Raw genomic sequence first — 24,442 nt, 5'->3', positions numbered from 1 at the left:
AGGGCCGACGAAGGTTCTCGCCAAAACGGCTACGGACAATTTCGCTAAGAAACATCCGGACGGGGTATACCGTCTTGACCAATCAAACATCGAAACGGATCTTTGGCCGCTGCCCATACATCAGATGTTTATGGTGGCGTCTAGGATGACCAGGCGCTTTACGATGTGGGGCATTGATACGATCGGAGATGTTGCTCGGATGGAGCTGCCGAATTTTAAAAAGCTAATGCGCCGTATGATGGGTAAGCAAAGCGACATCCAAGCCGAGTATTATTGGCAGACAGCTCGCGGTATCGATCCGAGTCCGGTTGTTTCCTCGATCAGCGCTCCTCTTAAATCTGTAAGCCACGGCAAGACGCTCAGAGCTTCGTTGTACACGCGCAGGGAAGATATCGAGGTCGTTCTGTTGGAACTTTGTATAGAAGTCTGCCGTCGTGCTAGGCGTCTGGGTGTTCAGGGGCGCGTAGTATCACTCGGGATGGGTGAGACGGACGGAAAAAGGGCTAATACGTTTAATCGCCAACTTACCTTAACCAATCCCACATCACTCACACATGAACTCTCGGAGGCTGTATTGCGGCTCTTTAACGAGTTCTGGCAGGGGTTGCCTGCATCACATATTATGATCGCTCTGAATCAACTCTCCAGCGACCGGGTGCAGCAGTTGGATCTCTTCGATAACCGCCACAAAATATTCGAGCTAGAGAAAACGACGGACGCAATCAAGGATCGATTTGGCGACACGGCAATTATGAGAGCATCATCGATGCTCGAAGCCGGAGTAGCTCGCGAACGAGCAGGACAGATCGGAGGTCACTATAAATGAGTAAACTCGATGGAAATGAGCGATGGAAGACGAAAATACTGCTAACAGAGCAAAAGGGGCAATATGAGGTGCGGGATCAGCTCCAACTTACCGGACGACCATCTTCGGAAGAATTGATTATGATTCGCGATTATATTTTGTATCCCCATATGCTAAAGATGATACAAAAAAGCAATGATGATATGGGATTTGCTCATATAGCTCTTAAGGGAGTAATCACACGTTGTTTGGAGTACATTTTGTTTAGCATTACAGACGATTTTTATGCACTTAAGCGAGAGCTGAAAAATCTCAATATCAAAGTAGTGGAGGAAGAAATAAGTGACGATATTATTTATCACCGTTATTATTGTAGAGGGTACGAAGAACGGTTTGGTATCGTAAGAGAAGTGTTACGGACGGATATCAGGACAAAATTTACTGATTACACTATGCAATTAGGCAAGCAATTAAAAGCTAATAAGGGGTGATCGATTGTGGCAAAAGATAAAGGACCAAAGAGACCAACGAGAGATGAATATGTGCTCGAGGAATTAGGGGAACGCCTGGTCGAAGCTCACCAAGAAGAGGCGACCGTACAATTAGAGATCTGGTATCAGAAATCTGTTGTAGGTCGGATTGTGAAGATGGACTCTCGAACGAAATTGATTCATGTTCAACAAACGAACGGGGAGATGGAGAAGGTACCGTTTATGGATATCATGCGGGTTGATGCTGCTTCTTGATGATAAATGGATTTAGATGGTAACAAGAAAAAAGAGCCGTATGGGAAAGCATCCCTGCGGCTCTTTTTTTATTTTATTCTTTTCAATCGCGTTGGCGAAGTTCAAATTAAGCAAAGGGCTTCCTGTATTTGGCAGACTCTTTTCAGTCTTAACCTTACTCAAATCACTGATAACAACGATGTACGCATAATCAGAAGTACTTCATAGATAGATATGAAAAATGACTTTTATGTTCCAGGCACTGAATCGATATTCGGGAATAAGAGTAGCTCGAATTTGTCAACAGCTCCACTCCAGCGACCACCTTTGTGTTTAGTATAAATGATTTTCTCGAGTACAGTACTGAGGAGTCTGTTTTTATGAGCGGGATCTTCGGTTTCCGAATAGACTGCTAAAACATGTTCTACTTGAGGAATTGTTTTTATTCGTGCTTCATGGCGACTTTTTTCTATGGTAACTGCTGCTTCTGCTTTAAGTATTGCTTCATTAATTTCCTTAATCCTCGTATCAAGCACTTGAGATCGCTGGAGAAAAACATCTGTTGTATATATTTTCCTCTCAAGCAGATCATATAAATTGCTTTTTTGCCCTTCATATTCTTTTCTCTTCTTCTCCAGTGATTGATGTGTATCCTCTTGTGCTTTCAGTAAAATTAATTTTTCATGATTCGGACGGTTTTTTTCCCAATCTGCTTTATAAGCAGCAAGCCAGTGTTTTAATGCTTGAATTAGTTTTTCTTCAACTAGATAAAGGTATGAGCCAACATTTTTACAGCCCTGTGCAGGACATATTAGCCCATTAGGAACTTTTGGTTGTGGGCGAAGTACGATTGGACCACCGCACATTCCACAACGTATTAGACCAGCAAGGGGATTAGAGATTTTCCCTGCGGGAGCGGATCGATGGTTACTATTACCCATTATATCTTGTGCTTTGTTAAAAATATCTTCTGAAATAATAGCAGGGTGTAGCCCAGTTGCTTCAATCCAATCTTCTCTCGGTAATCTAGGTCGACTCTTTCCATCTCTTCGTTTGACTAGAGGTCTAGACTTCCAACGTACTTTACCTATATAAACTGGATTTCTTAATATTCCAATTACAGTTGCTACAATCCACTTACTGTTTTTCTGGGTAGGTATTTTATGATCATTAAGATGTTTGGCTATTAATGCTGATCCTTTTCTATGATCTGGGTCTGAGTCAGTATACATAGAGAAGATCGTTTGAACAATCGGTGATTGTTCTGGATGAGGCGTAAGCGTGTAACCTTTCCCATGCAGCTTTACTCGTTCATAACCGTATGGAGCTACATTCCCAAGATATTTCCCGTCTTTTACAGCATCACTTCTTCCACTTTGCAAACGCCTGGTTATTGTTTTAAATTCTCTCCGAGACATAAATAATCCAAATTCAAAATATTCTTCGTCGTTTGGATCATTCGGATCATACATTCTCATAGGTGTTACTATGAATGTATGGGAATACTTGAATGCTTGAGCCACTATTCCTTGATCCATCGTATCACCGCGTGCAAGACGTTCGACCTCAACCACCAGGACACCAGCCCAATTTTTATCTTCAACGTCACTTATTAACTGTATCATCTCTGGTCGCTCTGAAATGCGTTCACCTGAAATTGGCTTTTCCTTATATATTTTGGAAATTGTTATTTTGTGCCGTTGTGAAAGTTCGAGGAGTATTTTTTCATGCCGAGCGTATGTCTCTTCTTCGCCTCGTTCCTCAGCTTCTAGATCTGAACGTGATTTACGTAAATAAGCACAATATTCGCCTGTAGGAAGTAACTTATAGGACATTTTCATACACCTTCCTAGATGAAAAATAAGTTTACTAATGAATAAAGATCGCGTAAAGTCTAAACAATCATAACATCATGAGGTGAGCTGAAGTTGAAATTAATACCAGCGATAGAGAAACTGTCATTACAACCGACATGGATTACTACCGAAGAAATTCTTTATGTTTGTCGAAATAAACGAATGATTGAATTTCATACTTATAATGGAGTCTTTCGCACGCCTCAAAACATTACTGAATATTTTGCGCTTCTTCAAGCTGATAGATTTGTTCATGGAGAAGTTAGTTCCAGTATAATAAACTTAGATAAAGTTACATCATTCGACAAAAAAAGAAAAATAGCACGGTTTGAGCATATCTCCGGAATGAACTTAGAAATAGAGGTGTCAAGGCGAAATATGAGGGCTTTTCAAAAGGTTCAATGACCAATTCTGCTGCAATATTGGTTATTATTTAGTGTCATAAATCGACAAAATAGAGTCGAATGTTGTGGTACTATGGTCCGAAATGAACCTATTGGAAAATGCCGAATCAGGGAGGAGCTTAAAGCTCATCACCGTACACCAACCAGTACAAATCTTTAATTTGTCATTTTTATTATATCAGCAGCTTGTTTACATCTAATAAGTGAAAATACTTTTTCTCCGGAAATTAATTTTGACACCATTGATTCTGAGATATTCAATTTGGATGTAAATTCAGCTTGAGACATTCCTAATCTGTACAGATGTTCTGGTATACAGCTTCTCCCGATTCGGGGATCAACCATATTTCAACTCAAAATTATATTTTTTACTTCAAAGGAGTTGTAATCTGTGATTTCTAAATCAGAAATGAAACCTTGTCAATACATCTTGAAAATTACATTAAAGTCTAACGGAAGTAGTATTCATATAAACGAGAATCAAATACCTGATTCTAGAATAGTGAAGGAGTTTTCTAACAATGCCTTGTCATTACTAAATAATGTTATCGAAAAATAATTTTTATGGTTTATTCACGTATATTCCGTCCCATTCTATATGAATTCAAAGCTATTTTTAAAGTAAGTAGTTCTTCTTCATTAGGTGGAGAATCACCAAATCCAAGTTCATCATAAATCCTTTTATATTCCGATTCTAAATTTTTTTCCTTAGAATCTGATGAAGGTAATTTATTATATGGGACGACAGTGTAAGTTTTATTATCCCTATCATGATTGTACGAGAAAAATTGACTTAGTATAATTTTGTCGTCTAAACTTACTCTTTCAAAGTGTTTTTTTATTTCCTCAGCATTATATGGCTTGTAAACCGTTCCTTCAGCTTTGCATTGAGCTTCTAATTTAGAGTTAAATTCTTCAACAAAATGCTCTCGTGTAACCATATGTCCAATTACAGAGTTAAGGAATTCCTCGAAACCTTCTTCTCCCAAATCATCCCATACGGGCTTCATTTTCTCCATTTGAGCAGCAATAAGTAATTTCTTATAATCCCCACCAGTGATATCTGCAAGAGCTTTTGTTACTTCCTCAGAAGCAGGGGGTTTGTTTCCGTTTTTAAGTTTGCTTATATAAGATCTATCCACTTTAATATTTTTCATTGCTAAATTACTCGAAATTTCCCCCAAACTTAAGTTACTTTCTTCAATGTATTGTGATAGTAATTCTGCATAAGTTTTGTTCATATTCATCGCTCCTCACTTATCATAATAGCTCATTGTTGACTTTTAAAACAACACTTAAAAATCACTTGACTCAATAGGCACTTAAGTATACTATTTAGTCAAGGTTAATCATGACTAAAAAGACACTAGTGACAATTAAGTCAATGAAAAGGGGGACTATCTTGAAATACTCTGTTTTATTGTCTAATGCAATTCAGAGTAAGAACTATTCTTTAAGTGAGCTTGCAAATAAATTAGAAGAGTTTGATGTGAAAATTGATAAGGGATATCTAAGCAAGTTAAGGTCTGGTACAAAATCTCCTGCAAGTGATCGTGTAAATGAAGCTTTAGCAAAAGTTTTGTATATCGATCCACTTGAGTTAAGGATCGCAGCATATAAGGAAAAAATACCAGATGATGTTTTGGAAAGGCTCGGAAATGATTTTTATGAATAACGAAGGAAATTCCATACTTACTAGTATGAGAGATATGTATAAGGAAACATGTCGAATTTGTAGTTAAAACCCTTACGATTATTTGTTTCCAGATGTTTGGTAGATTATAACAGCAAATAATCAAAGTCAAATAGAGTTCAAGTCGCTTCTTTTAAGTACGAGGAATTGAATTATTAATGAATTTTGACAAGCTTGCTTTTTTAGTTGAGTCAAAATGTTACTTCATTAAATTTATGAAACCGTAGAAAATCGGGACGAAGTCCTCTTAGAAAGTGGTGAAACGTATGATAGTCCCTATCAAAACACCTCAATTACTCTCCAACGGAGGTGATGCGGACGCGAGCCAACATGAAAAGATAGCTTTGGAGCCTAACATTATTGAGACTTATCGACTAGGCAATACAACTGTACATATTGCTGATAATTCTTATCGGGATAAAACCGCAGAGGAGATTAGTAATGTCTGGACTGATTTTTATACAGCAGCATGGACTATTTGGGAGCACTCGAATTCTAATAAGAACAATGAGTAAGGAATTACTTGAGGAAACTCGCATCAAAACAGGAAAAGACAATCGACTGCAATCGATCATCTTTTCGGGAAACCTTATTAGAGCACTATATACCTCTAATATTACACTTTCCCCGCATCTACCTGCAAATGATTTTTTCCTAATAATGCCCTTTTCATTTAGTATTTCAGAATTCCTTTTATTCAACCATCCAAATTTTATAAAAGAGGACTGATACAATTGAATATTTCCTATTGGGTCGCCGATTTCGGCAATGCTCTTGGTCAGCAAATGATTGATGGCCATTATTTTGAGATGCCTTCCTCGATCTCCGAAATCACGGAAAAGGAATTCAATGGTCTTTTTGCTAATCACATTGCGATCGACAAGGTGGAAGAACATCTGGTTATCAAGTGGATCGATGAGGAAACGGCGAGGTATTTTATGGCAGGAAAACGAGCCCAGACTGAGCTTCTCGGTAACGCTCATATTTATTCCCTGCATGACAAGACCAACTCGATGACGGTTTGGGTGACTTGGATGGCAGGCCTTGCGCTTTATCACGCGACGAAGTTTCCAGAATCGACTGAGGTTCATGTTAATGTGGAGTACTTCGGGACATTGCTTCCTGTATGGCTCGTCAAGAAAGCGGCAAGTTTCCGCGAGAAATTGTCGGTCATGGCAGCCAAATTCCAAACAGATGTATCATTTGAACTCTTGACGCCTGGCCTTGCTCGCACCTTCCATGTCAGCGTACAGCAGTCCGAAAGCCGTATTGAAGGCGAGAACGCTCGCCACGCGCTCAAATACGATCTTGAAGGCAACCAACGGGACGACGCCAAGCGGTACCATACAGCATTCGTTGTCATGAACGATATGGGCGGTCAAAGTCAGGACTTATGCAAATTACAGCCTGGACTCTCAGCGGCACAAACGGCAGACGATTTCAGCAGCTCCACCGATCAGAGCTATTTGTCGCTTATTGAGAAGCTTCGCTCGGACAAGCTGATGGACTATTTTCAATCCTTACGAGAGTTGGAACGGTTCATTTTAACGCATATCCAGTCGCGAAAGTTTGTTTATAGGCATCCAATTACCCATCAGGACACGGATTTAACGGATATCATCGTGCCGGTACTCCAGGACTTCTGTGAGGTAGCCTTGCAAAAGGCTTTGCAAAGTTTCAGTTTCCGTCAGGGAGACGAAGTCATCTACGTGCATATCGGTGGGGTGAACGAGCTTCTTCAGTATTACATGCAAGAGTACCTCGTGGGCTTGCTTGGCAAGGAAGTGGTTGATAAATACCACGTATTCCCGCAAGACTCCCGAAAATTGAACATTTATGCTTCCGCCATTGTGGCCAAAAACTATCTAAAGCGCCAAGCCGAAAAGGCGAATCGAGCTGAATAACGATGAGTAAGCGTCGGACGCAATTTAACATTAGTGCCGTTGCCTTTTCCGTTGATGTGTATGAATTCATCTTACAGTTATCCGAATCCCGCCGGTTAGCGGCATGGATCGCCAAACAAGCGGAAGCCGAATTAGAGCGTAACGGTGCGCCATTGGGCACGGCTTCCCATGAGCTGCTGCTGAAGGAGTTAAGAGAGATCAAAGAAATGGTATCCGGATGCGCAATAAAGGCGATACCACACACGGAACCGGAAGATGGAAAGGCTGTTATTCAAAAGATCAGTAGTAACGGTATCTCCCAGTCGATACCGGAATCCGATCTAGACTACCAGTTTTAGGAGGCGCAGAGCATGCAAAACCGAGATGAAACTGTCAGGCAGCTGATGAAAAGAGCAAAGCAGGGAACCCCCTTGGAGGAACTCGTGCAAAAGGAAGTGATTGCTGAAGAGGGCGAGTTGATCCTGGTCAGAGATATGCAAGTCATCTCCTTCGCAGAGAAGCTCTGCGTCGCCGTGCGTTATGAATTGTGGTGGAGCAGAGCCCTTTATGAAGCCGGTGAATATGCCCCCGAGGACGGCACGATCCCCTTCACTGGTTATTGTATCGCGAGTGAGGAGGACATGCTGAGAGAATTCCAAGCCATCTGTATGCGGCGCAGGAGTGAGGTCTCATGATGATTCCTCCCGTTCCGACGTCGATCAGCCTTGTTATCGAAGAGAAACGTAAGGTCATGAATGACCTGGCTGCCTTGCACCAAGATTTACAGCATCCAGCAGTTTTAATGGCGAGCAAGGAATTGGATGAGCTCATCGTTTGGCAAATGAAAGCCGCAAACTAGCCGAAACGCCCTTAGGTGGGCGTCGCGAGGATATGACTGCCCTCGCCTGATGATGGCAGGTCTTTACAATTATGAAGCCAGGAGGACGGGGCCAATGGGATTGGAGCAGGAAATGAATCTGAAGTGGGCCGAGATCGAGGAGGCAAAGGCAAAGGCAAAGGCAAAGGCAAAGCGTCAGGCCTTGTTTGCGGACGAAATCGGCAATCGGGATCAAATCGGGGTGCAATATTATGAAATCAACATTTTGGAGCTGCAATACATGTTATTGAAACGAAAGCAGCTCATGGAGCTTTACGATACTTCGCCGTATCAGGTGGTTCGGGGATCGGCCGAAAATATCGCGAGCATTAACGAACATTGCATTCGAATCTTGAGAAGAGAATTAGCGAAGAACGGGTATCAATCCCGTTTAGAACAATTGGGGCTTTTACCGGATGAGCTTCCGTCAAGCGCTGCCGAAGGCAATCAAGCATCCAGCCCAGCGTTGCAAGAGCTATTAGCGCATCTTGTGGTTGGAGATGAAGTTGATGAGACGATGGTGGACCATTTTCGACAAGATCAACATCCCACACTTTGTACCAGCCTTGTTCAATTCTTAGGATGCCCTTACAGCCTGGTAGACGGAAAAGAAACTTACGCCACTTTGTCCTCCAAAGGGAAAGGGCGGTGGACGTTTATTGGTTTCTGTCATCGCGGCGAGTCGATTCCGGTCGACCAAGCTACTAAAGTGCAGAGGAGGTTCAATATGAAGATTTGCTATCGAGAAATTAACTTCAGGAGAGACAGCTTAGCACTTATTCATCAAGTAAACAGCATTATTCAAGAGTATAAGTCCATGGGTTACTCGCTCTCCTTACGGCAAGTCTATTATCAGCTTGTTGCCAAGAATGTCATTGAAAACAAAGAGCGCAGCTACAAAAATTTGGGCAATCTGATCTCCGATGCACGGCTGGCCGGTCTCATTGACTGGTCAGCTATTGAAGATCGGACGCGAAATATTAAAGGGAACAGCCATTGGCAGTCGCCCAGCCACATTATTAAATCGGCTGCCTACTCGTTTGCCTATGATAAATGGGAAGAGCAAGACTACCACGTAGAAGTATGGGTCGAGAAGGATGCATTGGTAGGTGTCGTTGGGCAGATCTGCGGCAAGCTAGACGTTTCTTATTTTTCATGTCGCGGGTATGTGAGCCAATCAGAAATGTGGTCCGCTGCTCAGCGCCTTATCCAAAAGAGTGAGGATGGGAAAAAAAAGCCGGTCATTTTGCATTTAGGTGACCATGATCCAAGCGGCAAGGATATGAGTAGGGATATAGAGGATCGCCTGGAGGTATTCGGTGTCACGCTGATCTTCAAGCGAATTGCGCTGAACATGGACCAAATCGAAGAATATTTGCCACCGCCCAATCCGACCAAGGTTACCGATACGCGAGCGAGCGCCTATATTGATGAATTTGGTTATGAATGTTGGGAGCTCGATGCCCTGCGGCCAGAAGTGATGGAACAGCTCATCCTCAATCATGTCACAGAATTTCGAGACGATACGCTATACCAGCAAGCTGTAAAGCGTGAGCGTGAGGCCAAAAGGATGTTAGAAACGGTAGCAAGTAACTGGGCTGCCATCGAATGTGATTACTCGTAATGCCGAAACGCCTTCGGGCGTCGGGGGGGGAATCACCGCCCCTCGCCTGATGATGGCAGGTGAAAAAGTTAAAATCCGAAAGGAGACGCACATTGAAGACGTATGCAAATTGGAAAGGCGATATGGACGAGTACCTTCAAGTTGGTGATGAGGTCGACGAGGAGATGGCCGATCACTTTCTAAATGTAATGCCACCGGCTTGCTGGAGAAGTGACATTATCCAGATTGGTGAGCCCTATAGCCACGTGGGAGGGCGAGCCACTTATGCAACTTTGCGGAAAGACAGCGGTCGTTGGTATTATGCCGGTCATTGCTTCCGAGGTGAAGTTACCCAGGCAGCTGGAGCCTAATATTTAAAATGGTGCTTCATTCTAGAAAGAAGGGAGGGAAGATTGGGTGGAAAGGTTATCCTGGGCAGCTTGTACGGAATTAACCGTTTCTATTCTTAAAAGCCCTCCTGTCGAATGGAGTCATCGCATGGAAGGCAAATTAGTCCGGTTCGAGCGGAGAGTCAGGACGCCAAACGGCCAAGTGCGAATCTTTTATAGGGGCCAGGACTGTGCTGGATCCTATAGCGCCAAGGAATGGGTGAATCAGGCGAAAATGCTTGAAACCCAGCAATTGTGTTTGTTTTAAGGCGGTCTATTACGTGTTTTATGGCGCTGTTCTATGTAGCTGTACAGCGGATCCATATTGCTAAGGAGTCTAATTCTTCTGAAAAGCGCTAACCTGCATGTTGAGAATGCAAGGATGGTATGAAAAAACGATAAACAGCTGAATGCGACTTTGACAACGAGCCAGATTGAAAAGGCATTAGGAGCAGTCGGGGCTACCCATCTAGAATGGATGGACTTTTGCAAAATGAATAGCTAGTGAGGTGTTGTAGTCCATGGAATGCAAATGTCGAAACGCTCCGGACGGAGCGTCTCGGAGAGATCGCCTACTCCTACTGATGACGACAGACCATACGTATGTACAGAGTGAGGAGGGAGAGCGATGCCGTCAACGGATGCAAGCAGTCAAATGGAGCAAATCGTTTGGTTTGACGATTTACCGTTTACAATGGCAAGCAGTCCAGCCGAGAGGAGGAGGAGCAACATTCGTCAATTTCTTGTAACGGAAAGAAACATAGCCGAGATTCCATGGGACTGGTTAAACTTGCGCTACACCAAGTTGAAACGGTGGATCCGTACTTCGCCCCAGCCGAAGGCAGAGTGGCTTGAGGAATACGATATTATTACGGATTACCTTCAACGCTGCGATCGTCTGCAAAATTGTCAGCCGGAAGGCGAGCAGCTCACCATGGCGATGGAACCAGTTTCACGGCATTCCTATGTATGGCTCGTTGAAGAGCGTCTTCGCGAACAGCATCGATTAAGAGTGGAGCATGCCTGGCTTTCGAAAGCTGTGAAAGAAGCAGATGACCGTTACGAGACCTGCACCACAGCGTTGTATGGCAACTTGGCACCAGGCCGCAGTCTCGATGCCAGGTCACCGGTCGAGAATCGAGTCATGCAATTACTCATGCGAGATAACCGGCTGCAGCATCAACTCGAGGAGCTGGAGTTCGCCATGTTGCCTATTGAACGTATCATGAGATACAAGCTCTCGGCTGATCAGCGTGAGCTTATTGAACGGAAGTATTTCTACCGCGAACAACCGAAGGATGAAGAGCTCATTCAACGATTACATGTCGGTCGGCAGAAGTATTACACCATCAAAAAACAAGCGCTGAACCGCATCGCTTACGAACTCAAGATTATCTAATGATCCGGAAAGGAGACGTTACATGTTACTCGCTACATCGCATACGAAGCTAACAATCCAGCAGCCGATCAAGATGAGTTACCGTTTCCTTCAAGCCCTTTTTGCGACGGAGCAGCAATATGAAGCACGTACCAAGTATCGCATCCGGAATAACGGAGCTGCACGCCTTGCCCATCACTTGACGAAGGCTGACTTGCAGCTTGCTCTCACGCTGCAGAAAATTGTGGATGTACAGGGGCAAATCTCGTACACGAATCGCCACCTCATCTATCAGCAGCTCGTCTTCTTATGGGAGCGCGCCATCTCAAAAGATCAATTTTATGCGGCCTTTGAAAAATTCATTTTCAATGGTCTCCTTGTCGTTTCAAAAGATTCTCCAGATACCATTAAGGTGCAACTTGCTTCCTACCTAGAGCCAAGTGGTGAGTTAGGCCGCTTTGTGCTGCTTCCAGAATTGATTATGAGCAGGGCATTTGCGGAGCTGCCTTTAACGCATCAAAAACTGTACCTGTACGCCTGTGGCCAGCAAGGGGATCAGCGCGGCAAGGAACTGCAGCTCAACCTGGATAACGGTCTCTACGACATGTTGCACCGGCAGGAAACAGGTCTCATTCGAACTGTCCTTCAGGAGTTGTCTACGACCCCTCTGGAAGATGGACAGCCATTGTTCAGCGTAGGTCGCATCGAGCGCAATAAGTATGGTCGCCCGAAAGCTGTATTCCAAGTGAATGCCAAGTTGCTTCCTGTCTATGTGGCTGGTCAGCATTATCGTGTATCTGTGCCCATGAAGAAAGGTATAGGCCGTCTAATACGCCGCTTCGAGGGCTATTTTAACGCAGCAGGCTGCGAAGATCTATCCTGGTATAATCGCGAGTTTCTAGGTGATCTGGCGGCCCTGTTACGCGGCAAAAGCGAGGCATATATCCATTATGTGATGCAACGTGTGACGCAATTAGGACAAAGCGCAATGATGAAGCCAGTAGATCTACTAAACACGATCAAGGCTGAGTTATGCAGTCGTGCTGCTGGGATCCGCTTGGCCATAGCCGAGCGTACAGGGATCCTTGGTTATTTGGAAAGGGGAGCACAATCCCGATTTGGCGAAGCTTTCCGGAACATGCCTTTAAGAACCTTTCGCACACTCTGCAAACGGTTGTTGCCTGAACTTACCCTACTATACAGCAGATCCGCAGCGTTTGGTCCAAATTCGTACCGAAAGCCTGGGCTCGCCACCGAGGAGTTAGAGGCAATGATGGACCTTTCAACTTTCCGGTTTATTGCTTTTCAGCGCAAGCGGGATCCCGAAGCCTTTATACAGCTTGTGCAGGATTGTTACTGGCTCTGGCATTCCAAAAGACTGCCTCAAAGTGAGCTAAATACCTGGTTGGCCACAAAGCTCGACGATTTGCCTTGCTGGAGGCCTGTGCCGGATCCACCAGCTGATTTTGATCTCATCTCCTATATGCAAACCGCTTGTAAAACGTCGCCCTTCTGAAAACAGGTTCAGAATAGGGCTCTTTCTCGTTCCCCTCTACCTCTCTTGTAATTTGACCTGCTTATCCATTACGTACAATCTACTTCACGTGCTGAATTTTCTCTCCAAAATTCTATGAACATTACCATATTTATGCAAAAAAACGAAAAAAAACAGATTGAAATGTAAAAGGTAGTGTGCTCGTTTTTCATTGTTCTGTTAAATATCGAATTATCGTATCTATTTGTCTGTTATTCTTGTAATTTACTGATGAGTGTCTGTTTTTATTGTCAAATATGAGGAGTAGGCCGCACCTGGCATGTTATTACCCGGAATGTAAACGGTTTGGTCTTTATACGGTCTTTGTTAATAAACGAATACTTCATTAAAATTGATATTTAACAAAATACATATTCCTTATAAAGAAGCTCAAAAAAACAAATTCCTCCCTCTTAGAAGTCTGTATGAGCAATGGTATGTAGTAAGTGCTTCAGTGAATTATCTTGGTTTTGCGCATCAGTTTTACAAAAGACAAATTTTTAAGGTAATTCGACATGTTTTAACAAATAAAACCAATTTGCACCCGTATGAAAAGTGGTGAATATTTTGTACCATAAAATGAGAAATATGAAAAAGGAAGGGAAGGGGAGCGATGTGTTTAGTGTCGTCCATGCACTAAAAATATTTCTCGAAAGGGAGAGTGCCATGTCGAAGAAATTATCCGTTTTTTATCGAGTGTGTCTTGTTTGTAGTCTTGGTATTATTTCATTCATTTTATTTTTTTCGATCCAACAACGTATAACAACTTCTAAGATAGAACTGCAGCCAGCCTTGTCTATTAGTTATCAAGAAAGCGAATATGCATTAAATAATGAACTTGAAGATAATATTTTTATATCTCCTATGGATCAATTTGAACTGCAAAGCCCGACACCCGAGCCACTATCTGAGTCTCCCGTTTTATTAATTAATAATGCTAACCAGAATCCTATATTTGGATCTACGCCTACTCCTCCACCAATCGAGGAGCCTGTAAATGAAACCATTTTTGAGCCAACATCTCAACCCTATAATGAAATTGGTGAAAATAACTCAAATATTTTAATTCCAGAATCCTCTTTACAAAGTGTATCCACTTATTCAATACCAGAATTAGTTATTACAAACATAACTGAGACATCAATCGTTATACAGGCCGTGTATCCAGTCTCAGGTGCCTATGGTAACGGTCTGGCGATACGAGATAAGTCCACAGGTCACTGGAATGACATATTCGGCTCATATTATGCAACAAATGGTACCTATATAGTCAATACTTTAAAACCCGCAAATTCTTATGATGTTCAGTTGTTGTGGTATACAGACGCGACGCATACTTGGACCAGACAAGACATAATCCAAACATTTAAAACTAAATCGTATGAACCATCTATACATATATTAGATAGTACTGAAACTAACGTAACTATTGATGTAGTATATCCCGTATCTGATGCTTATGGAAATGGATTGTTTTTACACGATCACGTTACTAATCAGTGGTTGAATATTACTCCTGATTGGTATACACAAAGTGGAGAATATTCAGTTACTGGATTAACGCCTGGGCGAAATTATTCAATCTTACAGGTATGGATGCGTGACTATAATAACGATTGGCTGCGTCGTGAGATTCTAAAACCATTTTCAACAAATCCTAAAATACGATATTTTTATGATACTGCTAATCGGATTGATTATATTATTTTGAATAACAATCAGACAGTTGAATTTGAATATGATAATAATGGAAATCTTATTAGTAGAAACGTGGTTCCAACTCAATAGACTCTAAAGTGATGAGAGTTCACAAGAAAAAGTATTTTATGATCCTTTAGTCCATCTTTGGTTAGGTAATATTCATTTTAAAACACGAGGAGGATTACAGAGTGAAAAAAATCATCTTATCATTATTGAGCATGGTGTTATTCTTAACTTCATCGTTACCATTGTCACCAGCTATTGCAGAAGGCGGCAATAATCGAAATGAAACACAACAAGTTGTGGGTGATATTCAATTTGAATTGGAACAGTTAGATTGGCTAAATGCTCCAGTTGAAGCTCCGATTGAACCTGAATTAGGAGAAACACAACCCGAAACAACAGCCTTTGAACCACAACTTGTTACTACAGAATCCAATAGTACTAATAAATTAATCGACGAAGATCAATTACAAAACACACAAATGATGGCGATGAACGGATATACTCCGGATCCTTCCATCTTATCTGCACTCAATAACATAAATATTCGTATGCCTCAATCTCCTTATTCAATTGATACTATCCAGGAAAGTATTTCAACTTTAAACGGAAATCTCAGTGTAGGTGTGGATGATTTATCTTTGCCTGGTCGAAATGGACTTTCCTTTACGCTAAAACGCTATTATGATGCCTCGAATGCGGGTTTTATGGAACAAAATGTGTATCCTAAAATTTTTTGCGTATGTAAAGTTACTTTTAATGCTACACAGCATATACAAAGGGTATACAACTTTGATTACAATAATATTTACGATGATCCCACCAGTTATAGGCCAGGTAGATATGAATATAGCCCAATGTATGTAACAGATGGAACTATGAATAATATAATAGATGCCACGGGGTGGGCTACATTCGTATCCGACCGATCGACTTCAGGAGAGTCAATTTATTCTGCGTGGTCGGCACCAGATCCAAATATGCTAAATATGCAAATTAGATTTGCTACATTTATCCCTCCAAATAACGATATGACTTTTGATGCTGGTCAAAATACATTTTTGATGGGGTGGGGTAATCAAGCTAAAGAAAAGACATTTGAAGAGAAGTTGTATCCCATTGGTAAGGGATGGATGTGGAATATCCCCTTTATTAAGACAATAGAAGGAAAGCGCTACCTAAATATGCAGGATGGTGGAACATATGAAATTTCAGGAACCTCGCTCAAGGGCTATCCATTCCAAGATTTATCTATTGCATATAACGGGTCAGTAGTTGTCAATGGGGAGGCTTCTAATACGGTATTAAAGTCGATAAAAGGACCCGATCACTATTTCGCTTTGGATGGGCGACTGATTAGAATTGCAGATCGCTATGATAATACTATAGATTTTCACTACAGTAACCATACTACCTACGGTAAAGTGCTTACAAGCATTAAAGATGCCATTGGAAACACCATTACCATCTCCTATGATGCTAATCAGGTAGTTCTGACACAAGGAAATAAAACGGTACGTTATAATAAGTATGAATACACTACCTATGATCCACTTCCGCCTTTCCGACAGCTGAAAACGGAAATTTTATCATCAGTAGTTGACCCTTTAAATAGGACAACTAGCTACGGGTACAGTTTTAAAGACTCTGCGTTCAGTCTTGTCGACTCTATACCAAGCAAAAACAATAAAACAGCCTATTTGACGAACATATACCACCCGACCGGTGCAGCAACTAGTTACACGTATGAAAACTCTCCTGTAAATCGCAAAATCGGTATGAATGCCGTGCAAAATGCATATAGAGTTTCTTCACGTAAGGATGTTGCATCAGGTGTAACATATAACTTGCGATCTTTTACTTATACAAACCCTCAAGGTGGCAACACAGACTATGCAAGCAACTACGGTCAAAACATTTCTAACTTTTTTGTTAATATTAGTGATGGGTTAACAACCACCGTTTTCGATCACCGTAAGAGAATGGCAAACGAAAATGATATACCTCAGTTTTATACAAATAAGGTTACTGTTACAGCTGGTGATGAGCATAGAATTACAACCTACCAGTACGACGAAACAAGGAGGATACCTTTCCCTATTCAAACTAACGAACAGTTTAAAAAGGGGACTGCAACTGCGCCAAGTGTTCAAACATCAGTAACCTATGATAACTTCGGAAACGTATTAACATCGACGAACCCACTTGGAGTTACAACAACATACACTTATGATCCAACGACACGTTTATTAGCAAGTATAGCGAAGCCTGTGAAATTAGGTGAAAGTCGATATACCAAGTATGATAGGAATCCTCAAGGAAGCATTACTCAAATGACAGTCAGGCAAAATAATGATGAAGGAGTCATGCTTGCACAAGTTAAATACGAAAACTTTGATAGTCATGGGAATTCAAGACGTGTAATTGTTACTGATGATGACCGTCTAATCACTTACGAGACTGAATTTAATGCTGCATCACCTTATCTTGAAGCTTTTCCAACCAAGCAGACTATTGCCACGAAAAATTATTTAGGGCACCAAGAGCTAGTTTCTAATGAGATTACTTACGATACCAAAAGAGGAGTACCTCTTTCGTCCTCAGACGGTAATGGAAATAGAACTTACTACCAATATGATCACTTAGATCGATTGATAAAGATAACCAACCATGATAACTCCTTCACTACGGCAGTCTATACCGATGGTTCTGCTCAACAAGTAATCATTACAGACGAAACAGGTGTAAAAACTCGAATGAGATGGGATAGGTTAGGTAATCTGATGGACGAGGCCGTACTTGATGGTTCATATCGGATTATACGTTCGTATGGATACGATGCCTATGAACGTAAGTCTTGGGAAAAGGATAATCTGCAACGAACAACAGCTTATGAATATGATGCATGGAGTCGAATAAAAAAGGTTACTAATCCGGACAACTCTAATTCGACGATTGATTATGACGAAATAAATAAAGTGGAGGTTTCAACTGATCCAGCAGGAAATAAGTGGCGAAATACCGCAGATATTTTAGGTCAAATAGTTTTAACTGAGGAATGGAAAGAAGGACAATTTAGAAAAATCTCCTCTGCCGTATACGATTTTGAGGGCAATGTTCTTTCACAGTCAAACGCTACAGATACAACAACCTATGCGTATGACGTATTAGGGCAGTTAACAAAATTGACAGATGCATTGAATAAGGAATATGTTTACGAATATTCTCTAGCAGGAATGTTAAAAACGATAAAGTACCCCGATGGTAATCAAATACTAAAGGAATATGATGAACTAGGAAGACTTATCGAACAAACAAATGAGGTTGGTTTGAAAGACAAGTATAGTTATGATTTAAGTAGTAACTTGACAACTCATATTGATCGAAAAAATCAAACTTTCGAATTTGAATATAATAATAGAAACTTTTTGACAAAAAAGAAAGCCCCGGATGAAATAATTGATTTTACTTATGATGCCGCCGGTCGTCGAAAAACAATGAAAATCGCAACGGAGTCAGAGGATACAGAGTTTCTTTATAAGCCATCAACGGGAGAATTAATTCGCGTTACGTTCCCGGACAATAAATTTATTTCTTATACGTACAATAGCCTCGGTTTACGTAGTACGATGACAGATCCCTTTGGTAGTGTTACTTACTACACCTACGATAATCGTAATAGACTGACAGGTGTTGGACCATCATTGACTAATCAAGATGTTGTATACACATATTATTCAAATAACTTACTTAAGGATTCTACGTTAAAGAACGGCAACAAATCAATAATGACTTATGATGGACTCCGTCTTAAAACAAAGATTAATCAAAAAGCAGATGGTACACAATTACAATCTTTCACCAACAACTATGATGAAAATGGAAATATTACAAACAGTATAGATAACCAATCTGGTATAACCATTAATAAGGATTTTACCTATGATCCACTAAGCAGAGTTAAGTCAGCTAGTCAATTTAATGAAGCCTACACCTACGATAGTAGGGATAATCGATTAACGCTTCAAACTGAACAACAATTAGGTAACCTAGCAATGTCGGATGTATCCTACTTATATGATTCTCAGAATAGATTAATTCAAGCTACAGTCGATGAAGACGTGGTATCATACCGTTACAATGGCGATGGAATGTTGTATGAGCGTACAGAGAATGATATAACGACACGTTATTATTATGATGGTCCCAATATTATTGCTGAAGGTACTGTTACATCAGAAGGTACAACAATGAATGCTCGTTTCATAAGAGGTATTCAACTTATCGCAAGACAAGATGTATCCAGTAAGTCGTATTATTTGCATAATGGTCACGGTGATGTAATTGAGCTTCGTGATAGTACGGGGAATTTGTCGTTAAACAGCTATTCATATGATATTTGGGGGAATCTTTTAACGGAATCTGAAACAGTTGCTAATCCGTTTCGATATTCTGGTGAATTCTGGGATTCAACAACGGAATTACAATACTTGCGTGCACGTTGGTATGATCCTAGTATTGGACGTTTTATAAATAAGGATACATTTGAAGGGGAGTTGAACAACCCGTTAAGTCTGAATTCGTATACGTATGCCCATAATAATCCTCTGAGGTATAGTGATCCAACTGGACATTACTGTGTTTCAGCTGATGGGAATTTCGCTCATGAGGGCGCATGCAGCAATTTAGAGACTTCGTATTGGTTCCCTGATGAAGATAATCAACCAATTATTTCTTATGGGTTCCTCTTAGGAAGTACAGGGAAAAATCGTGCGGCAAGTGCTGCATCCTACTCGAAGAATCTAATAAAAATGAATTATTGGAAATCGTTCACTAAACCTGCTGTAAGAAACCCTGGACCTTTGACAACAACAAATGCTAAAACTAATAAACCTAATGTATATGAGGTAAAAGACTTAGGTTCCCAGTGGGGAAAATTTAGTTCCAAGCTTGAATTTAATACTAGTAAAATCGGGGCGTACACTTCTTTTGCAGTTTACGGAAATGGAGTCGAAATGCAATTCCAGAACGGATATAAATTGAGGGTGGAATTTTCATTTGCTAATGTCGAGATGGGCTTTTATGCTAATGCTCAAACTGGACAAATTTTTATAGGTTATGAAGCTGCAGGTGGGAAAGCAGATATAACGTTACTACAGCCAGCACCTCAGTTAGATTATTATCTCGCATACAATGTGTCAGTATCAGTTGTGACCTATGGGGCATCTGCGTCATTAAATAATGGCATAATAAAATTTCATATAGGTTTTGGAGAAGGTGGCGTAGGTTTTGGAATTGGAATCACAAAGTAAATCTTTTCTGATATGAGTACTTTTAGTTCGATAGTGTCATAAGAAGTATTTGAATGTCTGCCCAGAGGAATAAAGTCCATTCTGGGCAGATAGTATTATACAATTACAGGAACAGAATTGAGCATTTAATTAAATTAAACTCTGAAAGAGGTGCTCTTATAATAGATGTTATTGTAATGTCTTTTCTTGTTGTTCTAATTTTATTTTTTGTTTATTGGTATGCATTAAAGAGGATTCCAACAAAAAGTTTAAACGTTGTTATTACGAAAAAAAACATAAGAGAATTTGCAATGAGAAATGGTAAATATAAGTCATTAATAATTGTGGTATTGACCGAATCAGGTGAAGTATTGGAATTTCAATCGTTAAGTATAAAGAAATATAATCAAATTAATGAAGGAGATAAGGGTATTGTTTTTTTTAAAGGTGAGTTTTTAGTGGATTTTACGAAGGAGTAGATTTTTGATGAGAAAAGTATGGATTATAAGTTTGTTTTTTATAATTTCACTAATGTTTTTGAAACTGAATTCGGCGATAGATACTTTAATTTTTATTTTAGGTATAATAATGACCGTAATTTTCATTGTTATAACCAATGTGGTTAATAAATCGAATAGAAGAATATTAATAATATTCTGTAGTGTTGTTTTGGTTGTTTCAATTGTAATAGTTTACTTGGCATAGTGTTTTTGGTATTTTAGTGTATTTAGATTGGTGGATAATTGAATATTTGGTTTAGTAATGATGAGTGAAGTCATCTGAATTGGGAAGTAATTATAGGTTGAGTTTTGTTGTCGTATAGAAAAATCATACTTTAATCATACGATTCACAAGCCAAATCGAGGTATCTTAATAGAGTAAGGAAATAACGAAAAGCCGCAGAGCAGTTGTGTCGCGGCTTTTTTGCGTTCATCTCGAAAGAAAGGAGGAATAAGATGCGTGTCCTATTGTATGGGCTGATGCAAAATGAACTGCTGATACCTCATTTGGAGTGCCTGACTTGCGAGGAGTGGTCGGCGGTAGAGCAAGCGCTGCTTGTCATGCGCCCGCAGCTGCTCATCCTGCATGAGGATGTGGCGACCGAGGCGCTGGAGTGGATAAACGTTTATAACCCTGATTTGCCAGTGGCCGTTGTCATCCGGCAGGAAAGCGTACGGAATCAGCGATATTGGACGGCTAGCGGTGCGAGCTGGGTATGGCATGAGCGAGATTGGACCGAACAGCTCGGTCAAGCCTTTGGTGCTCCACGAGAGAGTATGCAGGAGGCCGCTGAAGCGATGTTTTCTTTACCCCCGACGTCCAACCGAGAAACGATTCATATCGCGGTAGCAGGCGTCTACAGCGGTGTAGGCTGCACACATACGGCGCTGAGCCTCGCCTATTATCTCGCCAAGCGAGAGCGTGTTGCCATTTGGGAAGCTGGTCCAAGCCCTTGCTTTGATTTTTTGGAGTATAACCTGGGCGGAGCGATGAACCGGAAGCCGCGTTTTGACATTGCGCGTAACCTGACAGCCTTTAAAGCAAGTGCAAGCCTAGAGTGGATCGATGCGGTCGCCGGTGATTTTCGCTACATCATTTACGACCTCGGCGATATGACGGAGCAGCCGCGAGGGCTACATCCGATCTTTCAATCCGCACATCTGCCGATACTCGTGGCATCGGCAAGTTTATGGCGTCAGCAAGAGCTGTTACAGTTCTGCAGACGGCATCATCAGGTCCGGCAGGATCGATGGCGAATTGCCTTTCCGCTGGCATCGGCGGCCGTTGTTGCTGAAATGGGAGAGGCCCTCGCCGGTCGCCCCGCTTTTCGCATGCCCTCGCACCCGGATCTAGCAAAGTCAAGTGAGGAGAATGATCGGGCGTTGGCAGACCTACTTGGCCTTGCACCACCATTGCTAGGAAAAAGAACATCTTGGTTTAGCAACAAATCATGAGAGGAGGAGAACACAATCGACTTTCGACTACGGTACCAACCGATTTGGGATATGCACGGGCGCACCATCCTGGGCTATGAGGCAACGGTAATTGGTCTGCATGGTGAACCAGCTGCGATACTATTCAAATGTCATGCTTCCGCAATCGCATCTTTTGACCGGCTTTTAATCGCAATGGCTTTGCGAGAGGGGAGTCAGTTGCTTCAAAAGGGACAGAAGTTATTTATCAACATCCATCCGCGCACGTTAAGCAGCGGACTTGCACTACCTGAAGTGGATAGGTCAGCGGACATTGTTTTTGAAATTACGGAGAAAACGAACTTTTCCGGTGAAGTGAAACAGGAGCTGCGTGAGCTTCAGCAGCTGGGGTTTGGGCTCGCTATCGATGACTACGGCAAGCAATTTTCAAACCTGGACCGATTAATCAGTGACTGGTTTTCACCTAGGTACTTGAAACTGGATCGCAGCTTCACGGCAGCTCTGTTGCAGGTCGAACGAGCGCAATGGGTGATCCGGCATACGCAGGAATTGTGCAACAAGCTAGGGATTCATCTTATTGCGGAAGGCGTGGAGATGGCCAGGCAGCAGGATCTGCTTCAACAGCTCGGCGTCCGATATATGCAAGGCTATCACCTCGGCTATCCGGAAGCAGCGGAGAATTGGCTCGGGCAGCGCGTAGGTGGTTCGCGATGAATAAAGCCGGTCATGTCTCTTTTGGCGTCGCCATGGGCACGGCAGGGCTGTATGTGATGCCTGCTCCGCTCCACGCATGGGAGGTAGTGGCAGTCATTGGAGGGTCAGCTCTTGCAAGCCTACTGCCGGATCTCGATCATAAGACGAGCACGGCCAGTAACTGGATCCAACTGCCGCATGCTTATCGGAAAATGGCGAAAGGAGCCAGTTTGCCATTACTTGTCGGCGCGCTTCTGGCCTGGTGGATGGGGGAGCCGGTTGCCATGGTACTCGCAGGGGCTGGGGCTCTTGCATTCGGGCTCTCCAGGCTTCGAAGTGTGATTCTTCTTGTCCTGGGCATGACGTCTCTTTTCGTGTTCGCACAGCTGCATACCCATTGGCTGCTTGCAGTCATTGGCGGTGCGCTCGTAGTCATGCCCGCGCTCAAACATCGAGGGATGATTCACTCGCCGGAGTTTGCGCTGCTGCTCAGCGCGGGACTGCATCTGTTTACGAGGGAACAAGGGCCAATCCTGCAGGCTGTCGCGTTAGGACTTGTTATCGGTTGGTGGACTCATCTGATCGGCGATGCCTTTGGAAAGGAAGGTATATCGCTCCTGATCTGGCCAAAGGCGAAGCTTGCGCTGCGTATGGTCGAAAACGGCGGCAGAGTGGAGTGGTTGATTGCTAAAGCTTGTTCGGCGGTCAGTGTGGTGCTCATTGTCCATTATCTCGTGCAAAACGGCACTATCCTACAGTGACTCTACAATAAATGAAGCCATCATGCGAAAAACACAAGTTAAAAACGATCACTCTACAATAACTCTACAATAATAAGGAGATGAAACGATGAGCCTGTTGAATTTGATGAATTTGATGAATGGTTTGGCTCTTGGGGTGATGAGGGTCACAACAACTCCAGCACCATCAACCGGAAGCTGGGAGTCCAATCCGATTCAGAAGTTACGAGAGAAGTTGGCGTTAAGATGGTCCATTTTTGAGGGATTGGATTTTCTGTTCTTTCTGATGGCCGTTCCCTTCACCCTGATCACGGTCGGTTTGCTGCTCTATAACTTGTGGGGTATTTTAAAATTCTTATGGTCGGCTTCGAAAGGCCAAAAGCCGATTGCAGATAAGCCGTTCTGGATTCGCGTCGCAGTGGTTATCTTTGTCTGCTTCCTGCTCTTCAGCGGCATCTTCTGGGATGTGCTTGAGGCGATCTACTCCTGGACGAGCAATCAGGATGTGACCGGCTAACCATGGACGCGAGTTGGACGGATCAATTTGACATCTATGTCATCGATCTCACGGTTCTGGATGGTATGGATTGGGCGCTCGTGGTGGGTAGTGTCCTCGGAACGCTGTTGTGCGTATTTGCGATGGTCTACTGGCTATATAAGTTGATCCTTGGTTTATGGCAGATGAGCGCCGGTCGAGCGAACTTTCATGATCGTTCGTTTTGGATCCGCATGCTGGTTGTTTTAATTTTGATCATGGCAGCTATGAGCGGTTTATGGTTTATCATCATTGCGCAGCTGTTGGAGAGTATCCAGCAATCCTTGGAAAGGGGGATGACGGTCTAATGTCATTCCAATCAACGATTTGGCTCGCTGCTGCGACAGCTACGCCGCCGCCAGAGGAGCCTGCCTCTGGCGGCGGGGGGGCGCTACCGG

23 protein-coding genes and 1 other RNA gene are annotated in these 24,442 nt (G+C 42.3%); 21 read left to right on the top strand and 3 right to left on the bottom strand.

Annotated elements, in window-relative coordinates; translation table 11 throughout:
• The 3 genes from PAT3040_RS19995 to PAT3040_RS19985 all read left to right on the top strand — a co-directional run.
• The coding region (locus PAT3040_RS19995; protein ID WP_108994113.1) for a DinB/UmuC family translesion DNA polymerase at positions 1-826 on the top strand (826 nt) is incomplete at its 5' end.
• Positions 823-1,296, top strand: a complete 474-nt coding sequence (locus PAT3040_RS19990) for a YhjD family protein (RefSeq protein WP_108994112.1) — start codon at positions 823-825, stop codon at positions 1,294-1,296. The genes PAT3040_RS19995 and PAT3040_RS19990, both read left to right, overlap by 4 nt.
• 6 nt (positions 1,297-1,302) lie before the next feature.
• Positions 1,303-1,551: a YolD-like family protein gene (locus PAT3040_RS19985; RefSeq protein WP_108994111.1), complete on the top strand. Its 249-nt coding sequence runs from the start codon at positions 1,303-1,305 to the stop codon at positions 1,549-1,551.
• A gap of 227 nt (positions 1,552-1,778) precedes the next feature.
• On the opposite strand, the gene PAT3040_RS19980 is transcribed toward PAT3040_RS19985, so the two are convergent.
• Positions 1,779-3,365, bottom strand: coding sequence for a recombinase family protein (locus PAT3040_RS19980; RefSeq protein WP_108994110.1), 1,587 nt, complete (start codon positions 3,363-3,365; stop codon positions 1,779-1,781).
• A 93-nt stretch (positions 3,366-3,458) separates the two neighbouring features.
• Here PAT3040_RS19980 and PAT3040_RS19975 point away from each other — a divergent pair, with 93 nt between their 5' ends.
• On the top strand, positions 3,459-3,791 hold the full coding sequence (locus tag PAT3040_RS19975) for a LytTR family DNA-binding domain-containing protein (RefSeq protein ID WP_108994109.1): 333 nt from the start codon (positions 3,459-3,461) through the stop codon (positions 3,789-3,791).
• Positions 3,792-3,946: 155 nt separating this feature from the next.
• Here the strand turns inward: PAT3040_RS19975 and PAT3040_RS40060 are convergent, their stop codons facing one another.
• Positions 3,947-4,078, bottom strand: a complete 132-nt coding sequence (locus PAT3040_RS40060) for a helix-turn-helix domain-containing protein (RefSeq protein WP_373863957.1) — start codon at positions 4,076-4,078, stop codon at positions 3,947-3,949.
• A gap of 281 nt (positions 4,079-4,359) precedes the next feature.
• Positions 4,360-5,031, bottom strand: coding sequence for a hypothetical protein (locus tag PAT3040_RS19965; RefSeq protein WP_108994107.1), 672 nt, complete (start codon positions 5,029-5,031; stop codon positions 4,360-4,362).
• A gap of 161 nt (positions 5,032-5,192) precedes the next feature.
• On the opposite strand from PAT3040_RS19965, the gene PAT3040_RS19960 reads away from it, so the two are divergent.
• The 17 genes from PAT3040_RS19960 to PAT3040_RS19865 all read left to right on the top strand — a co-directional run bounded on the left by PAT3040_RS19960 (position 5,193) and on the right by PAT3040_RS19865 (position 24,352).
• A complete protein-coding gene (locus PAT3040_RS19960; RefSeq protein WP_108994106.1) occupies positions 5,193-5,465 on the top strand; it encodes a transcriptional regulator in 273 nt (90 codons plus the stop codon).
• A gap of 752 nt (positions 5,466-6,217) precedes the next feature.
• Entirely contained in the window at positions 6,218-7,387 is a 1,170-nt protein-coding gene (locus tag PAT3040_RS19950) for an Alp7A family actin-like protein (protein WP_108994104.1), read from the top strand.
• Positions 7,388-7,389: 2 nt separating this feature from the next.
• On the top strand, positions 7,390-7,725 hold the full coding sequence (locus PAT3040_RS19945; RefSeq protein ID WP_108994103.1) for a hypothetical protein: 336 nt from the start codon (positions 7,390-7,392) through the stop codon (positions 7,723-7,725).
• Between the two features lie 12 nt (positions 7,726-7,737).
• Positions 7,738-8,061: a hypothetical protein gene (locus tag PAT3040_RS19940; protein ID WP_108994102.1), complete on the top strand. Its 324-nt coding sequence runs from the start codon at positions 7,738-7,740 to the stop codon at positions 8,059-8,061.
• Positions 8,058-8,225, top strand: coding sequence for an aspartyl-phosphate phosphatase Spo0E family protein (locus tag PAT3040_RS19935; RefSeq protein ID WP_108994101.1), 168 nt, complete (start codon positions 8,058-8,060; stop codon positions 8,223-8,225). Before PAT3040_RS19940 ends, PAT3040_RS19935 begins: the two co-directional genes overlap by 4 nt.
• An RNA gene (locus PAT3040_RS19930) (hammerhead ribozyme type II) lies at positions 8,224-8,290 on the top strand. The genes PAT3040_RS19935 and PAT3040_RS19930 overlap by 2 nt, the downstream gene beginning before the upstream one ends.
• 29 nt (positions 8,291-8,319) lie before the next feature.
• Positions 8,320-9,867 (top strand): hypothetical protein, encoded by a 1,548-nt coding sequence (locus tag PAT3040_RS38810; RefSeq protein WP_258235073.1) that lies wholly within the window; start codon positions 8,320-8,322, stop codon positions 9,865-9,867.
• Between the two features lie 996 nt (positions 9,868-10,863).
• Positions 10,864-11,634 carry an ArpU family phage packaging/lysis transcriptional regulator gene (locus PAT3040_RS19910; protein ID WP_108994099.1) on the top strand — a complete coding sequence of 257 codons (771 nt, stop codon included), beginning with the start codon at positions 10,864-10,866 and terminating at the stop codon, positions 11,632-11,634.
• A gap of 22 nt (positions 11,635-11,656) precedes the next feature.
• A complete protein-coding gene (locus tag PAT3040_RS19905) occupies positions 11,657-13,129 on the top strand; it encodes a hypothetical protein (protein WP_108994098.1) in 1,473 nt (490 codons plus the stop codon).
• 684 nt (positions 13,130-13,813) lie between these two features.
• A complete protein-coding gene (locus tag PAT3040_RS36445) occupies positions 13,814-14,935 on the top strand; it encodes a hypothetical protein (RefSeq protein WP_146200486.1) in 1,122 nt (373 codons plus the stop codon).
• A gap of 101 nt (positions 14,936-15,036) precedes the next feature.
• Positions 15,037-20,163: an RHS repeat domain-containing protein gene (locus PAT3040_RS19900; protein ID WP_108994097.1), complete on the top strand. Its 5,127-nt coding sequence runs from the start codon at positions 15,037-15,039 to the stop codon at positions 20,161-20,163.
• A gap of 53 nt (positions 20,164-20,216) precedes the next feature.
• Positions 20,217-20,621, top strand: coding sequence for a DUF2500 domain-containing protein (locus PAT3040_RS19895; protein WP_108994096.1), 405 nt, complete (start codon positions 20,217-20,219; stop codon positions 20,619-20,621).
• Positions 20,622-21,098: 477 nt separating this feature from the next.
• Positions 21,099-22,097 (top strand): hypothetical protein, encoded by a 999-nt coding sequence (locus tag PAT3040_RS19885; RefSeq protein ID WP_108994094.1) that lies wholly within the window; start codon positions 21,099-21,101, stop codon positions 22,095-22,097.
• A gap of 15 nt (positions 22,098-22,112) precedes the next feature.
• Positions 22,113-22,790 carry an EAL domain-containing protein gene (locus PAT3040_RS19880; RefSeq protein WP_258235074.1) on the top strand — a complete coding sequence of 226 codons (678 nt, stop codon included), beginning with the start codon at positions 22,113-22,115 and terminating at the stop codon, positions 22,788-22,790.
• A complete protein-coding gene (locus PAT3040_RS19875; protein WP_108994092.1) occupies positions 22,787-23,530 on the top strand; it encodes a metal-dependent hydrolase in 744 nt (247 codons plus the stop codon). The genes PAT3040_RS19880 and PAT3040_RS19875 overlap by 4 nt, the downstream gene beginning before the upstream one ends.
• Before the next feature lie 88 nt (positions 23,531-23,618).
• The gene (locus PAT3040_RS19870; RefSeq protein ID WP_108994091.1) at positions 23,619-24,026 is read left to right on the top strand and encodes a hypothetical protein; all 408 of its coding nucleotides are present in this window, start codon (positions 23,619-23,621) and stop codon (positions 24,024-24,026) included.
• A gap of 2 nt (positions 24,027-24,028) precedes the next feature.
• Positions 24,029-24,352, top strand: a complete 324-nt coding sequence (locus tag PAT3040_RS19865) for a hypothetical protein (RefSeq protein WP_108994090.1) — start codon at positions 24,029-24,031, stop codon at positions 24,350-24,352.
• The last annotated feature ends 90 nt before the right edge of the window (positions 24,353-24,442 follow it).

The sequence above is a fragment of the Paenibacillus agaridevorans genome (assembly GCF_003112455.1).
GTDB classification, from domain to species: Bacteria; Bacillota; Bacilli; order Paenibacillales; family Paenibacillaceae; genus Pristimantibacillus; species Pristimantibacillus agaridevorans.
The sequence above is the reverse complement of the archived record's forward strand: the minus strand, read 5'-3'. Positions and strand labels throughout refer to the sequence as shown.